This window comes from Streptococcus pseudopneumoniae (assembly GCF_038148935.1).
Lineage (GTDB): Bacteria > Bacillota > Bacilli > Lactobacillales > Streptococcaceae > Streptococcus > Streptococcus pseudopneumoniae_U.
In genome coordinates this window covers 1-13,417 of the sequence record NZ_JBBJZX010000050.1, presented here as the reverse complement: position 1 = coordinate 13,417, position 13,417 = coordinate 1, and the positions used below count along the sequence as shown (strand labels likewise).

Genomic DNA, 13,417 nt, shown 5'->3' with positions numbered 1-13,417 from the left:
ATATTTCACTCCATTTTATCTTCTTAAACCCACGGAACAAGAGAAAAATGCCAATAAAAAGAACAGCTAAAGGAATGAATTTTGTAAGAAAAACATTTGAAATTCCCATCCACTCATAGTAACGGAGCAGAGAGCCTACCACAAGATGGGCAACAATCATACTGACAAAGGGACGAAAAATCGCTTCTTTCCAATTCCAAATACTGATGACTAGAGAAAGCGTAAAAACAAGGAAACTATCCCAGGGAGCAGGAAGATAAAATGCTCCTTCTTGTACAAAACTTCCTATTCCTACATATCCCAGAACAACTAGCAGAACAAGAATCCCAACGACAATATAGGTGCCAATTTTCATCTTAGGAGAATCTTGGACTAGCCCCCAACGTAAGATTGTGGCCACAAGAGCAAATCCAATCAGAAAAAGAAGAAGTTGCCCTAAAAAAGTAAGCAAATTGACTGTTAAGAGAGGACCTTTAGAAAAATCACCCAGTAGATGATAGTAACGTAATATCGCTAGGACAAAAATTGGCGTCAAAAGGGACTCCTTGATAGAACTGCGTGGTGCTTCCTTGAGAATCTCTTTCATTATTTTTTTAGGATTCTTACCTAGATAATCCTCTGCACTCATGCCATCTCGTTCTACTTCTGAGAAATCTAACATCATCAAATAAATCTGCTCTCTGAGATAGTCTTCATCATAGAGAAATCCAGCAAGATTAAAACTATCCCACAGTTCCTCAAAATACTGCTGATTCTCCTCAGAAAACTCATGCAGCAAAGCGCTTGTTTCTTCGTAATACTTCATTTTCTTCATTGTTTAACCCCCATTCTTAATTCCTTCTACTTTTTGACTCAAATCGTCCCATTGTTTCCAAAAGACCGCGACACGCTCTTCTCCTTCTTTGGTTAACGAAAAATACTTCCGATCTGGACCATCTGGCGACGGGCGCATGTCGCCTCTTATCCATTGATTTTTTTCTAACTTTTGCAACAAAGGATAAATAGTTCCTGGAACGATAGTGTCAAATCCAGCCTCTCGCAAAGTCTGAACCAACTCATAACCATACCGCTCTTTTTGACCAATCATATCCAAGACACAACCTTCAAGAACACCTTTTAATAGTTGAGTTTCTTTCATCCCTTCTCCCTTCTAATCTATTCTGTAATACCTACTAGTAGACCCACCTATAGTATACCACTTCCACACTAGTTTGTAAAACAAAATAGTTAACACTCTTCGAAAATCTCTTCAAACCACATCAGCGTCGCCTTACCGTATATATATGTAACTGACTTCGTCAGTCTTATCTACTACCTCAAAACGGTGTTTTGAGCTGACTTCGTCAGTTCTATCCACAACCTCAAAACAGTGTTTTGAGCTGACTTCGTCAGTTTCATCTACAACCTCAAAGCAGTGTTTTGAGCAACCTGCGGCTAGCTTCCTAGTTTGCTCTTTTATTTTCATTTAGTATAAATAAAAAACAGAACTAGCATGAACTAGTCCTGTCTATTTTTACCCAATCACACTTCCGTTTGGTACAGCTGGATCAACTGTAAGAAGGGTTAATTGTCCATCATGTTCAGCTGAGAGAATCATCCCTTGGCTGACATATTTTTTCATCATTTTACGTGGTTTGAGATTGGCAACGATTTGAACTTTCTTGCCGACCAATTCTTGTTCATTTGGATAGTATTTTGCAATTCCTGAGAGGATTTGACGATCTTCACCATCACCAGCATCCAAGCGGAATTGGAGCAACTTATCAGAACCTTCTACTTTAGACACTTCTTTGACTTCTGCGACACGGATTTCGACCTTGTCAAAGTCTTCAAACTTGATTTCATCCTTGTTGAGTTTGAGTTCGACTTCGTCCGGATTCCATTCTTTTTCGACAGCTGGCTTGTTGCCTTCCATTTGTTCCTTGATATAGGCGATTTCTTCTTCCATATCCAGACGTGGGAAGATTGGTGTTCCTTTGGCAACTACTGTTACACCCTCAGGGAAAGCAGCCAAACTCAAGTTTTCAAGACTAGAAACTTCTGCTAAGCCAAGTTGAGTCATAACCGCACGACTAGTTTCCATCATAAATGGTTCAATCAAGTGAGCGACGACACGAAGGCTGGCTGCCAAGTGGCTCATAACACTTGCCAATTGGTCACGAAGAGCTTCATCCTTAGCCAAGATCCATGGAGCTGTCTCGTCGATGTATTTATTAGTACGAGAGATAAGAGTCCAGACTGCTTCAAGCGCACGTGGGTAGTCAACTGCTTCCATGTGTGTATGGTAGTCTGCGATTGATTGTTCTGCAACCTCAGCAAGAGCATTGTCAAACTCTGTTACACCCTCTACATAGGCTGGAATTTGTCCATCAAAATACTTGTTAATCATGGAAACCGTACGGTTGAGGAGGTTGCCAAGGTCATTAGCCAATTCATAGTTGATACGGCCGACATAGTCTTCAGGAGTGAAAGTTCCATCTGAACCAACTGGAAGACTGCGCATGAGGTAGTAACGAAGTGGATCTAGTCCATAACGCTCTACCAACATTTCAGGGTAAACGACATTCCCTTTAGATTTAGACATTTTACCATCTTTCATGACAAACCAACCATGGGCAATCAAACGATCAGGTAATTTAACATCCAACATCATAAGAAGGATTGGCCAGTAGATGGAGTGGAAACGAAGGATGTCTTTTCCTACCATGTGGAAGACTGTTCCATTCCAGAACTTGTCAAAGTTACTATGTTCGTCTTGACCGTAGCCAAGAGCTGTCGCATAGTTAAGAAGGGCATCAATCCAAACATAGACAACGTGCTTAGGATTTGATGGGACTGGCACACCCCATGTAAAGGTTGTACGAGAAACTGCCAAATCCTCTAAACCTGGCTCGATGAAGTTGCGAAGCATTTCATTGAGACGACCATCTGGAGTGATAAATTCAGGATGGGACTTGAAAAATTCGACCAAACGATCTTGGTATTTGCTGAGGCGAAGGAAGTATGATTCTTCAGATACCCATTCAACCTCGTGACCTGATGGAGCAATACCACCAGTTACATTTCCAGCTTCATCACGGAATACTTCCGCAAGCTGGCTTTCTGTAAAGAATTCTTCATCTGATACTGAATACCAGCCAGAGTATTCACCCAAATAGATGTCATCTTGAGCAAGCAAGCGCTCAAAGACCTGTGCGACAACTTTTTCATGGTAGTCATCCGTTGTACGGATAAATTTATCGTATGAGATATCTAGTAATTGCCAGAGTTCTTTAACTCCAACTGCCATTCCATCAACATAGGCTTGTGGTGTAATGCCAGCTTCTTCTGCTTTTTGTTGAATCTTTTGACCATGTTCATCAAGACCTGTCAAATAAAAGACATCGTAGCCCATCAGGCGTTTGTAACGTGCTAGGACATCACAAGCAATGGTTGTGTAGGCAGATCCGATATGAAGTTTACCAGATGGATAGTAAATCGGCGTTGTAATATAAAAATTCTTTTCAGACATAATTTTTCCTTTCCAGGCAAATGAAACCTGTTTTTCTAACACTTCATTATATCACATTTTTAAGGATTTTCGATAGGGAAATCCATATAAAAACAAGATAGACAAGCGTCCATCTTGTTGATCTTATTCATATCGAAGGGCTTCAATTGGATCAAGTTTCGATGCCTTGTTGGCTGGCAAGACTCCAAAAATCATACCCACACTAGCCGAAACTGCAAGACTAAATAGGGCAACTGGGATTGATACTCCAACTTCTATACCCGTAATCAAACCTTGCAGTAACAAACCTGCTAAGGCAGTTAAACCACTTGCAATTGTCAAGCCAATTAAGCCACCTAACAAGGTCAAAATCATGGATTCAATCAAAAATTGGATTAAAATATTGGCACGTGTTGCACCCAAAGCCTTACGGAGACCAATCTCACGAGTGCGCTCTGTAACAGAAACCAACATAATGTTCATAACACCAGTTCCTCCAACAAAGAGAGAAATTCCTGCAATGGAACTGATAATCGTCGTCATAAAACTAAACGATTGTTGAATTTCTGCAAATGTAAGCGACTCATCTGCCACCTGATATTCTCCCTGTTGCAAGCCTGCAAGTTCTGTCATTTTTCGTGCCAGTTCTGGACCCAGAGTTGGAGTTAAACTGGTATCATTCACTCGAAAGACAATACTAGCTATTTCATCTACATTAAAATTCGCAGCAAGGGAGATATTGGTAGTAATAGGCAAGCCACCAAACCCATATATTTTTGACCTTTTAGCCTCTGGACTAGTATAAACCCCAATGACTCGGTAACTAAAATCATTGACTTCTACAACCTTGTTAATAGCCTCTTGTGGAGAGCCAAATAAACTAATGGACAATTCCTCATCTAGCAAAATGACACTTGCAAACTCTTTGAAATCTTGCTCTCTTAGACTACGACCTGCAATAATTTCATTCTTAACAGCGTCCATGTAAGTTCTGTTTCCACCTGTCAAATTAGCATTCTCAACCTTTTTATCTTGATAGGTCAAAATGGCGTTCGTTGAGTTGGTTACATAATAATTATCCACTCCCTTGAGTTTGGCTGCCTCCTTGACCCAAGATTCTTGCGGTTTTGGCGGTTCAACAGGAACTTCCTCTTCTTTTCCAGAAACCGTAAAAGCTGATTGTTTCTGAGTAAAAGACCCATCTTTACTTTTTTTAGGAGAGAAGAAGACGCTAATATTTTTCTGAGATTTGGTCATATCTTTATTGACTTGACGAGATAGGGAATCTCCCAAAGCCATAATCACAACAACTGATGAAACACCGATAATAATCCCAATCATGGTAAGCAAAGAACGCATCTTGTGAGCCATAATAGATGAAAAGGCAAATTTCAGATTCTGCATCTTAGTTTTCCTCCTTTTCTAACTGAGCACTATCAGATGAAATAACTCCATCGCGAATGACAATCTGACGTTTGGCATAAGCAGCTATTTCAGGCTCATGCGTTACCATGATAATGGTTTTTCCTTCTTTGTTCAAGTCAACCAATAGTTGCATAATTTGATTCCCTGTTTTGGTATCCAAGGCTCCTGTCGGTTCGTCTGCTAGGATAATAGAAGGATTGTTTACCAAGGCACGCGCAATAGCCACACGTTGCTTTTGACCACCAGATAATTCCGAAGGCAAATGGTGACTACGTTCTGTCAATTCAACCTTATCTAGATATTCCTCAGCTAACTTGCGCCGTTTTGAAGCCGAAACTCCTGCATAAATCAAGGGCAATTCTACATTTTGCAGAGCATTGAGTTTGGATAGAAGAAAGAACTGCTGAAAGACAAAACCGATTTGTTGGTTGCGGACCTTGGCTAGTTGTTTTTCACCTAGTCCAGCCACTTCTTGACCTTCAAGATAATACTCTCCACTGGTTGGTGTATCCAACATGCCAATCGTATTCATCAGAGTGGACTTACCCGAACCAGATGGTCCCATGATAGCAACGAATTCACCCTCATTCACTTCTAGGTTGATATTTTTGAGAACCTGCAGTTCTTGGTCACCGTTACGGTAGCTTCTGCAGATATTTTTTAGACTAATTAGTTGCTTCATCAGCCTTCACCTCTTTTCCTTCTTCCAAGGAAGACGTTGGATTACTGATGACCTTGACTCCATTTGTCAGACCTGAAGTGATTTCTTGGTTGTCTGCATCAGCATTACCCAAACCAACTTCCACTTTCTTGGCCTTTTTCTGCTCGTCAAGCACCCAGACATAGTTCTTATCATTTTCAGTCACAACACTTGTTAGAGGAACCAAAATGGCTTTACTCTTATTTTTGACCTCAACACTTACTGAGAATCCTTGTTTCAAGTCACCGATTTCACTTGTAACATCGATGGTATATGGATATTTAGAACCAGAATTACCGCCTGCTGCTACAGCTGTACTTGCTGCTTCGCCATTGTTTTTAGGGTAATCAGAAATGTAGCTAATCTTACCAGTCCAGCTCTTATCTTGGTAAACTTTAGAAGTAAAGGTTACTTCTTGTCCTACAGAGAGGTTGGCAAGGTTATATTCAGATAGTTCCCCCTTAACTTGCAAGTTTTCATTGCTAACGACATGAACTACCACCTGGCTAGCTCCAGTTGGAGATTTAGAAACATTACGGTTGACTTCGACCACAGTTCCCTCTAAGGTACTGAGAACCGTCATTGCATCCAACTGACTTTGAGCCTTACTTAATTGTGCTGCTGCATCTGCACGAGCATCACGAGCATCACCTAATTGTGCATCAATAGATGACACTGCATTTCCTGAGACTGGAGCTGGAGTTTGGGCTGCTGCACCTTCTCCTCCTGCTGGCGCTGGTAACTGGGGAGCTGAAGCGGCTTCATTTCGTGCTTGATTGAGTTCGTTGATATGACGGTCTGCCTTAGCAACTGCTCGGCTCGCTGAATCATAGGCCGCCTGGGCTTCTGAACTACTGTACTTGACTAAAGCCTGTCCTTCGCTGACCTTATCACCCACAGAAACAAGGATTTCATCTAAATCACCCTTACTAGCATCAAAATAAACATATTGTTCATTTTTTGCTGTTACTGTCCCTGATAATAAAACAGAGGATGCCACGCTTCCTTCCTTAGCAACAACAAGATGAGTGACTTCATCTTTTACAGCGGTCTGAGATGGTTGTCTAAAGAGCAAAATCCCCCCAGCACCCAATACAACTACACTTGCAGCACCTATTGCTGCATACAATTGCCACTTTTTAGCTTTACCATTCTTTTTCATAATGAAACTCCTTTTTGATTTAAAGTCCTTAACAATATTATACAAAAATTCCAAAATATAAACAATAACATTTCAGAACGAAATAATGACATTTCAGGATTTAATTATTGTTCGGAATTTTCATCCAATCATTGTACTAGTTATATAATACACTTTATTTTTCCTTTTTGCAAGCCTTTTCTTTAATTTTTTTGAACGTAGCAGATTTTTGCAATCAAATCAAAAAAAAGATAGAATATGACTATCAAAAAATGACACTCTACTATTTAAAAGAGTACAAAGGAGTTTTCAATGAGAGAATATGATATCATTGCTATTGGTGGAGGTAGCGGAGGAATTGCTACCATGAACCGTGCTGGTGAACACGGAGCCAAAGCGGCCGTTATTGAGGAAAAGAAATTAGGTGGAACCTGCGTCAACGTCGGATGTGTTCCTAAAAAAATCATGTGGTACGGAGCGCAAATCGCTGAGACTTTCCATCAATTTGGAGAAGACTACGGCTTTAATACTACTGATCTTAACTTTGACTTTGCAACCCTACGTCGCAATCGTGAAGCCTACATTGATCGCGCTCGTTCTTCTTATGATGGCAGTTTTAAACGCAACGGCGTAGACCTGATTGAAGGTCATGCTGAATTTGTAGATTCTCATACTGTCAGTGTAAATGGTGAACTGATTCGTGCTAAACATATCGTGATTGCTACTGGTGCCCATCCAAGTATTCCAAATATTCCTGGTGCTGAACTAGGTGGTTCTTCTGATGATGTATTTGCCTGGGAAGAACTTCCAGAGTCAGTTGCTATTCTAGGTGCTGGTTATATCGCCGTTGAATTAGCTGGCGTTCTCCACACTTTTGGTGTCAAGACAGACCTCTTTGTTCGCCGTGATCGCCCTTTACGTGGTTTTGATTCTTACATCGTTGAAGGTTTGGTCAAGGAAATGGAAAGAACAAACTTGCCACTTCATACTCACAAAGTCCCTGTCAAGTTAGAAAAAACTGCTGAAGGCATTACCATTCATTTTGAAGATGGTACTAGTCACACAGCTAGCCAAGTTATCTGGGCTACTGGTCGCCGTCCAAACGTTAAGGGATTGCAACTTGAAAAAGCTGGAGTAACTCTGAACGAACGTGGCTTTATCCAAGTGGATGAATACCAAAATACTGTTGTTGAAGGAATCTACGCTCTAGGTGATGTAACAGGCGAAAAAGAACTAACTCCAGTTGCTATCAAGGCTGGACGTACTTTATCTGAACGTCTCTTTAACGGCAAAACAACTGCTAAAATGGACTACTCAACTATTCCAACCGTTGTCTTTTCACACCCTGCTATCGGAACTGTTGGATTGACAGAAGAGCAAGCTATTAAAGAATACGGTCAAGACCAAATCAAGGTTTACAAATCAAGCTTTGCATCTATGTACTCTGCTTGTACTAGCAACCGTCAAGAAACACGTTTCAAATTGATCACAGCTGGTTCAGAAGAAAAAGTTGTCGGACTTCATGGAATTGGCTACGGCGTTGATGAAATGATTCAAGGATTTGCTGTTGCTATCAAAATGGGAGCAACCAAGGCAGACTTTGATGCAACCGTAGCGATTCACCCAACTGCATCTGAAGAATTTGTAACCATGCGTTAATCGAAATAAAAGAAGCTGATACAAATGTGTCTGCTTCTTTTTGATGATTTACGAAGCGATGAAAACAACTTACCCAGTCAGCAAATCGGCCGTTACAGCTTTTGTTACCTTATTTTCAAAAACAGGTTGACAATGATTCTCCTACGAGTATAATTGTTACTATACATCAGAAAAGAGGTTAACTATTTTGAAAAAAGCTCACGTTTATGCTATCCCTGCTATTGGGGCTGTTCTCATTGCTGTTTTAGCACAAATCAGTCTTCCAATTGGACCTGTTCCCTTCACTCTGCAAAACTTTGCAATCGGCCTGATTGCTACTGTCTTTAGACCGAGAGAGGCTGTACTTTCTGTTGGACTCTATCTTCTTCTAGGTGCTATCGGTCTTCCTGTCTTTGCAGGAGGTGGAGCTGGATTTCATGCTTTGATTGGTCCTACTGCAGGCTATCTTTGGTTTTATCTTGTATACTCTGGACTTACTTCTTCTCTAACCAACAGCAAGAGTGGTGTTGTTAAGATTTTTCTTGCAAACCTCTTGGGTGATACCCTTGTCTTTGTCGGCGGGATTCTCAGCTTGCATTTCCTAGCTGGAATGGCATTTGAAAAAGCTCTTGCTGTGGGAGTTCTTCCCTTTATCATTCCAGACCTTGGTAAAATTATTGCTATTAGTTTTATTAGCCGTCCATTACTTCAACGCCTTAAAAATCAGGCTTACTTTACTAACTAAAAAGGATATTGAGTTATCATGACTCAATATCCTTTTCTTTCATTTTGACACCTTAGTTGCCTTTAAAGGCATCAACCATCGTTTGAAATTCTTCATTTGAAAGAGTAATCCCTTTGCCCATTTTAGTATGATCTGGACTCCAAGCACGAATATCAAACTTTGCAGGAGCACCATTAAAGCTCACACGGTTGATTTCCTTGGTCCAACCTTTTTCGTTTTCAGAAAGAGTCAACAAGTGCTCTTCGATTTCAAATGTAAATTCTGCCATTTTCTTCTCCTTTTTTAGCTTTCATTTGATTATTCGTAAAATCTTGTAGATTTTAGGAAAATTTTATATAATATGGTATAAAAGAAGGGAGGCCAATATGAGACATAAATTCCAGCAAGTTATAGATAAAATACATGACTTTTTAAATGGACATGAAGAACCAGACCATACTGAAAGCAACTCCCTTACAGCCACCATTGAAGAGGCTATCCAGAAACAAACTGCTGTTCACCTTATCTTGTCTGAGGCAAGCTTTACAGGTGACATCATCAAATACGATCAGCAACGCCAGCAAATTATCGTGAAAAATTTTGCCAAAAATGTGACCCGTATTATCCGCATAAGCGATATTCAACGCCTACGATTTGTCCCTTCAACCGTCCAAACAGCCCAAAAAAATAGATTTAAGAAAGAGTGAGATGTAGTTGCTTCATCCCACTCTTTTTTCTTAGCGAATTTGTTCAAAATGTAAATGAACTGTGATATGATCTCCATAACCACTTCTTTCCAAGTCACGTTGTAGACGATAGGAAATGTAATGTTCTGCAATGGTAATGTAACCTGCACCCAGTAAACGATGTTCAACCATAGACTGAATCATGCTGATGGTAGCACGTTCCACCTTGGCCTCTTCCAAATCCAAAACCACTTTCTTAGTGACTTGTGCAAGGTTTTGACGCAAATCATCTGTCAATACATAGACAGTCTGAGCTGCCTTTAAGATAGCTTGGTAAATCTTATCTGGATTAAATTCAGCAATTTCTCCATCACGTTTGATTACTTGCATAGGTATCTCCTTTATTCTTTGTTTTCTTTGATTTCTGCCAGCATTTTTTCTTCTTCTGCTGTCAGTTGATAATGTTCAAGCAAATCCGGTCTGCGCTCGTAGGTTTTCTTTAAACTCTCATACAATCGCCACTGACGAATCTTTTCATGGTGTCCACTCATCAGTACATCTGGGATAACCATGCCTCGATAATCATAGGGACGTGTGTACTGAGGATATTCGAGAAGGCCTGAAGAAAAACTATCATCTTGGTGGCTGGACTCCTTACCAATCACTTCTGGAATCAGGCGAACCGTCGCATCAATCATGGTCATAGCCGCCAACTCTCCACCAGTCAAGACATAGTCCCCCAGGGAAATCTCATCTGTCACCAAGGTCTTAATACGCTCATCATAACCCTCGTAGTGCCCACAGATAAAGATTATCTCTTCCTCTTGAGCCAAATCCTCAGCATAAGCCTGATCAAACTGCTTTCCAGCAGGATCGAGGAGAATGACGCGCGGATTTTTCTTTTCAATATCATCAAAGGCATCGAAAATGGGTTGGGCTCGGAGCAACATCCCCTGACCGCCTCCGTAGGGCTCATCATCTACATGACGGGCCTTTTCAGCATTTTCTCGGAAGTTATGATACTGGATATCCAAGAGCCCTTTTTCTCGAGCCTTTCCAACGATTGAGTGCTCCAGTGGAGAAAACATCTCTGGAAAGAGGGTTAAAATATCAATCTTCATCGTCTAACCCTTCTAAGATTTCCACATCGACGCGGTTATTTGGAATATCAACATTGAGAATCACTGGTGGGATATAAGGTAATAACAAATCACGCTTGCCTTTTCGCTTGACCACCCAGACATCGTTGGCACCTGGTTGCAGAATTTCTTTGATGGTTCCAATCAAGTTATCTCCCTCATAGACCTCCAAGCCAATAATCTCGTGATAGTAGAATTCACCATCGTCTAGGTCATTCAAATCTTCCTCAGCAACCTTGAGACTGTATCCCTTGTACTTTTCAATAGTGTTGATATGATACATATCTTTGAATTTAATAATGTCAAAGTTCTTCTGTTTACGGTGGCTAGCGATGGTCACTGTTTGGACAAACTGATCTTTTTCATCAAACAAGGCCAGCTCAGCCCCTTTTTTAAACCGTTCTTCTGCAAAATCTGTCACAGACAAGACTCGCATCTCACCCTGCAATCCTTGCGTATTGACGATTTTCCCAACATTAAAGTAGTTCATCTTGTCTCCTGTAGTCTCCTTCTTTCCATCTTATTCTGACAGTTCTCGAATAATAGTCGCAATTTGTTCTGATTCTGACCATTGTAAATAATGGTGACTCCCTCCTAAAATGAGTTTAGTATTGGAAGTCCAATATTCTGATTCTCTGTACTCTTTTTCTCTATAAGCCTGACAAAAAATAAACACAGGGATATAAGATTCTATAGATACATTCTCAAAATCTTCCTCAGTAATCTCTCCAGATATCTGAAATCCTGGATCTTGATTTTCCAATTCTGAGCCTTTTTCTTGCATTATTTCCCAGATTTCTTTATTAATTTTAGGGCTAAATGTTGCTTGAGTTAAGTTCTTAAAATAAAGTTCAGGACCACACTCGTCAATCAGCCTCATCTGCTCTTCCATTTCTGGATAAGGATTTTCTGAAAAATCAGCAAACATGACGTTTTTAGTTGTCGGTTCAATTGCTAGTAAAGCCTGACACTTAATTGGTTTCTTGAGTAATTTGCAAGCTAAAATTCCACTCAAACTATGTGCACAAAGTATATATTCAGAAATCCCTAATTCTTCAAGTACTTTATAAACTGCATCTGCAAGCTTATCTAGATTTTTTCCAGATTGGTCATGAATCGAACTCCTACCTGTGTTCGGAAAATCAATTGTCAAATAACCAATTGTAGGAGGAAGTTTTTCAAGTATAAGTGAAAAATTTTCATAACTTGGTAGCAAACCTGCGCCACTTAAACAAACTAGCACTTTCTTTTGCTTTTGATAAGTAACAGAGAGACTACCAATTTCTGTAGATACTTCAATCCTCTTCATAAAGAAATCCACTCATTCTATATAATGAATTATTAAAAATCCTTATCCTTTATTTTATCATGTTTCAAGGATTTTCTCAAGTTGGAGAAAAAAGACACTATAGATAGTATCCCTCTAAAAATCCTCGTAACTTCTCAAAGTAACTTCCATCTCTCCCAAAACTGGAAGTTACTCTAAGACGACTTTGTTTTAGGGCTATTTGTCGTGCACTTTTTTCTGAGTCTTTTCGCTTTTGAACCCTTATATATCAAGAAAAAAAATCAGTGGAAGTTAGTCTCAGACGGATTCCCACTGATTTCACGCGTTTTTCTAATACTAAAAGCTAGGTTGTGGGAAACTAGAAGTTAGTTTGGGAATTTACCCTCTAAAAAACTTTCCAAATCCTGATGAGGATATTTTACACTTCTCCACACAAAAAAGCGAGACATCCGTCCCGCCCTTCTTATTTTTCGTCAATAACGATTCTTACTTTTTTGTATTCAGTTGGGACAGAGTAGACAATCGTTCTTATCGCAGAAATAGTGCGACCCTTACGACCGATTACACGACCCACATCGCTTTGATCAAGATTCAAATGATATTCCAAAAACTCTGGTGTATCTTCAATCTTGATAGTTAAGGCATCTGGTTGTGAAATCAAGGGTTTCACAATCGCAATAATGAGATTTTCAATCGTATCCATCTATCAACCTACTTTAAACTTATTTTGAGAATTTAGAATCGTGGAATTTTTTCAATACGCCTTCTTTTGAAAGGATATTGCGAACTGTATCTGAAGGTTGAGCTCCATCAGCCAACCATGCAAGAACGCGGTCTTCTTTCAAAGTTACTTGGTTTTCAGCAACAAGTGGATTGTAAGTTCCAACTGTTTCGATGAAACGTCCGTCACGTGGTGAACGTGAATCTGCTACGTTGATACGGTAGAAAGGTTTTTTCTTAGAACCCATACGAGTCAAACGGATTTTAACTGCCATTTTTAAAGTCTCTTTTCTTATTTTTTATTTGAGTGAAATAGCTGAGCTATTTAGCACATGTTCTATTATAGCAGATTTCTGGCAGGTGTCAAGAAAAAAACTTGACAGACTATAAAATTCTTAAACTATTTAGAAATTTGTTAGAAGTAGGAAATAAATGTTTGAAAGAGGCTATCAGTGAATACTATTTT

Annotated in this window: 16 protein-coding genes; 3 read left to right on the top strand and 13 right to left on the bottom strand. The window is 39.8% G+C overall.

Annotated features, from left to right (window positions below):
• From WKI42_RS06715 to WKI42_RS06690, 6 genes are all read right to left on the bottom strand, one after another.
• The coding region (locus tag WKI42_RS06715) for a hypothetical protein (RefSeq protein WP_050242409.1) at nucleotides 1-814 on the bottom strand (814 nt) is incomplete at its 3' end.
• A 3-nt stretch (nucleotides 815-817) separates the two neighbouring features.
• Nucleotides 818-1,138 carry a PadR family transcriptional regulator gene (locus tag WKI42_RS06710; protein ID WP_050242408.1) on the bottom strand — a complete coding sequence of 107 codons (321 nt, stop codon included), beginning with the start codon at nucleotides 1,136-1,138 and terminating at the stop codon, nucleotides 818-820.
• 375 nt (nucleotides 1,139-1,513) lie between these two features.
• Nucleotides 1,514-3,511, bottom strand: a complete 1,998-nt coding sequence (gene metG, locus WKI42_RS06705; protein ID WP_173307268.1) for a methionine--tRNA ligase — start codon at nucleotides 3,509-3,511, stop codon at nucleotides 1,514-1,516.
• Between the two features lie 123 nt (nucleotides 3,512-3,634).
• The gene (locus WKI42_RS06700) at nucleotides 3,635-4,894 is read right to left on the bottom strand and encodes an ABC transporter permease (protein WP_368081497.1); all 1,260 of its coding nucleotides are present in this window, start codon (nucleotides 4,892-4,894) and stop codon (nucleotides 3,635-3,637) included.
• A gap of 1 nt (nucleotide 4,895) precedes the next feature.
• A complete protein-coding gene (locus WKI42_RS06695; RefSeq protein WP_033680086.1) occupies nucleotides 4,896-5,597 on the bottom strand; it encodes an ABC transporter ATP-binding protein in 702 nt (233 codons plus the stop codon).
• A complete protein-coding gene (locus WKI42_RS06690; RefSeq protein ID WP_368081498.1) occupies nucleotides 5,581-6,780 on the bottom strand; it encodes an efflux RND transporter periplasmic adaptor subunit in 1,200 nt (399 codons plus the stop codon). The genes WKI42_RS06695 and WKI42_RS06690 overlap by 17 nt, the downstream gene beginning before the upstream one ends.
• Before the next feature lie 288 nt (nucleotides 6,781-7,068).
• Between WKI42_RS06690 and gor the strand changes: the two genes are divergently transcribed.
• Both gor and WKI42_RS06680 read left to right on the top strand, forming a co-directional pair.
• Nucleotides 7,069-8,415 carry a glutathione-disulfide reductase gene (gene gor / locus WKI42_RS06685; protein ID WP_368081496.1) on the top strand — a complete coding sequence of 449 codons (1,347 nt, stop codon included), beginning with the start codon at nucleotides 7,069-7,071 and terminating at the stop codon, nucleotides 8,413-8,415.
• A gap of 187 nt (nucleotides 8,416-8,602) precedes the next feature.
• A complete protein-coding gene (locus tag WKI42_RS06680) occupies nucleotides 8,603-9,139 on the top strand; it encodes a biotin transporter BioY (RefSeq protein ID WP_261024927.1) in 537 nt (178 codons plus the stop codon).
• A 52-nt stretch (nucleotides 9,140-9,191) separates the two neighbouring features.
• Here the strand turns inward: WKI42_RS06680 and WKI42_RS06675 are convergent, their stop codons facing one another.
• Nucleotides 9,192-9,407 (bottom strand): YdbC family protein, encoded by a 216-nt coding sequence (locus WKI42_RS06675; protein WP_000807422.1) that lies wholly within the window; start codon nucleotides 9,405-9,407, stop codon nucleotides 9,192-9,194.
• A 97-nt stretch (nucleotides 9,408-9,504) separates the two neighbouring features.
• On the opposite strand from WKI42_RS06675, the gene WKI42_RS06670 reads away from it, so the two are divergent.
• Complete coding sequence (locus tag WKI42_RS06670) at nucleotides 9,505-9,825, top strand: hypothetical protein (RefSeq protein ID WP_261012645.1); 321 nt, start codon at nucleotides 9,505-9,507, stop codon at nucleotides 9,823-9,825.
• 30 nt (nucleotides 9,826-9,855) lie between these two features.
• On the opposite strand, the gene WKI42_RS06665 is transcribed toward WKI42_RS06670, so the two are convergent.
• The 6 genes from WKI42_RS06665 to rpsP all read right to left on the bottom strand — a co-directional run bounded on the left by WKI42_RS06665 (nucleotide 9,856) and on the right by rpsP (nucleotide 13,226).
• On the bottom strand, nucleotides 9,856-10,194 hold the full coding sequence (locus WKI42_RS06665) for an ATP cone domain-containing protein (protein ID WP_368081495.1): 339 nt from the start codon (nucleotides 10,192-10,194) through the stop codon (nucleotides 9,856-9,858).
• 11 nt (nucleotides 10,195-10,205) lie between these two features.
• Nucleotides 10,206-10,925 carry a tRNA (guanosine(37)-N1)-methyltransferase TrmD gene (trmD, locus tag WKI42_RS06660; protein WP_368081494.1) on the bottom strand — a complete coding sequence of 240 codons (720 nt, stop codon included), beginning with the start codon at nucleotides 10,923-10,925 and terminating at the stop codon, nucleotides 10,206-10,208.
• On the bottom strand, nucleotides 10,915-11,433 hold the full coding sequence (rimM, locus tag WKI42_RS06655; protein ID WP_368081493.1) for a ribosome maturation factor RimM: 519 nt from the start codon (nucleotides 11,431-11,433) through the stop codon (nucleotides 10,915-10,917). Before rimM ends, trmD begins: the two co-directional genes overlap by 11 nt.
• Before the next feature lie 30 nt (nucleotides 11,434-11,463).
• A complete protein-coding gene (locus WKI42_RS06650) occupies nucleotides 11,464-12,252 on the bottom strand; it encodes an alpha/beta fold hydrolase (RefSeq protein WP_138700525.1) in 789 nt (262 codons plus the stop codon).
• Nucleotides 12,253-12,694: 442 nt separating this feature from the next.
• Nucleotides 12,695-12,934 carry an RNA-binding protein KphA gene (gene kphA / locus WKI42_RS06645; RefSeq protein WP_000379621.1) on the bottom strand — a complete coding sequence of 80 codons (240 nt, stop codon included), beginning with the start codon at nucleotides 12,932-12,934 and terminating at the stop codon, nucleotides 12,695-12,697.
• A gap of 19 nt (nucleotides 12,935-12,953) precedes the next feature.
• The gene (gene rpsP, locus WKI42_RS06640; protein ID WP_000268760.1) at nucleotides 12,954-13,226 is read right to left on the bottom strand and encodes a 30S ribosomal protein S16; all 273 of its coding nucleotides are present in this window, start codon (nucleotides 13,224-13,226) and stop codon (nucleotides 12,954-12,956) included.
• Nucleotides 13,227-13,417 lie beyond the last annotated feature (191 nt).

Excerpts from the sequence above, each read along its gene's own strand:
- WKI42_RS06650 (WP_138700525.1), bottom strand. The coding sequence starts at position 12,252 with ATGAAGAGGATTGAAGTATCTACAGAAATTGGTAGTCTCTCTGTTACT.
- gor (WP_368081496.1), top strand. The coding sequence starts at position 7,069 with ATGAGAGAATATGATATCATTGCTATTGGTGGAGGTAGCGGAGGAATT.
- kphA (WP_000379621.1), bottom strand. The coding sequence starts at position 12,934 with ATGGATACGATTGAAAATCTCATTATTGCGATTGTGAAACCCTTGATT.
- rpsP (WP_000268760.1), bottom strand. The coding sequence starts at position 13,226 with ATGGCAGTTAAAATCCGTTTGACTCGTATGGGTTCTAAGAAAAAACCT.
- WKI42_RS06695 (WP_033680086.1), bottom strand. The coding sequence starts at position 5,597 with ATGAAGCAACTAATTAGTCTAAAAAATATCTGCAGAAGCTACCGTAAC.
- rimM (WP_368081493.1), bottom strand. The coding sequence starts at position 11,433 with ATGAACTACTTTAATGTTGGGAAAATCGTCAATACGCAAGGATTGCAG.
- WKI42_RS06710 (WP_050242408.1), bottom strand. The coding sequence starts at position 1,138 with ATGAAAGAAACTCAACTATTAAAAGGTGTTCTTGAAGGTTGTGTCTTG.
- WKI42_RS06700 (WP_368081497.1), bottom strand. The coding sequence starts at position 4,894 with ATGCAGAATCTGAAATTTGCCTTTTCATCTATTATGGCTCACAAGATG.
- metG (WP_173307268.1), bottom strand. The coding sequence starts at position 3,511 with ATGTCTGAAAAGAATTTTTATATTACAACGCCGATTTACTATCCATCT.
- WKI42_RS06665 (WP_368081495.1), bottom strand. The coding sequence starts at position 10,194 with ATGCAAGTAATCAAACGTGATGGAGAAATTGCTGAATTTAATCCAGAT.
- WKI42_RS06675 (WP_000807422.1), bottom strand. The coding sequence starts at position 9,407 with ATGGCAGAATTTACATTTGAAATCGAAGAGCACTTGTTGACTCTTTCT.
- trmD (WP_368081494.1), bottom strand. The coding sequence starts at position 10,925 with ATGAAGATTGATATTTTAACCCTCTTTCCAGAGATGTTTTCTCCACTG.
- WKI42_RS06670 (WP_261012645.1), top strand. The coding sequence starts at position 9,505 with ATGAGACATAAATTCCAGCAAGTTATAGATAAAATACATGACTTTTTA.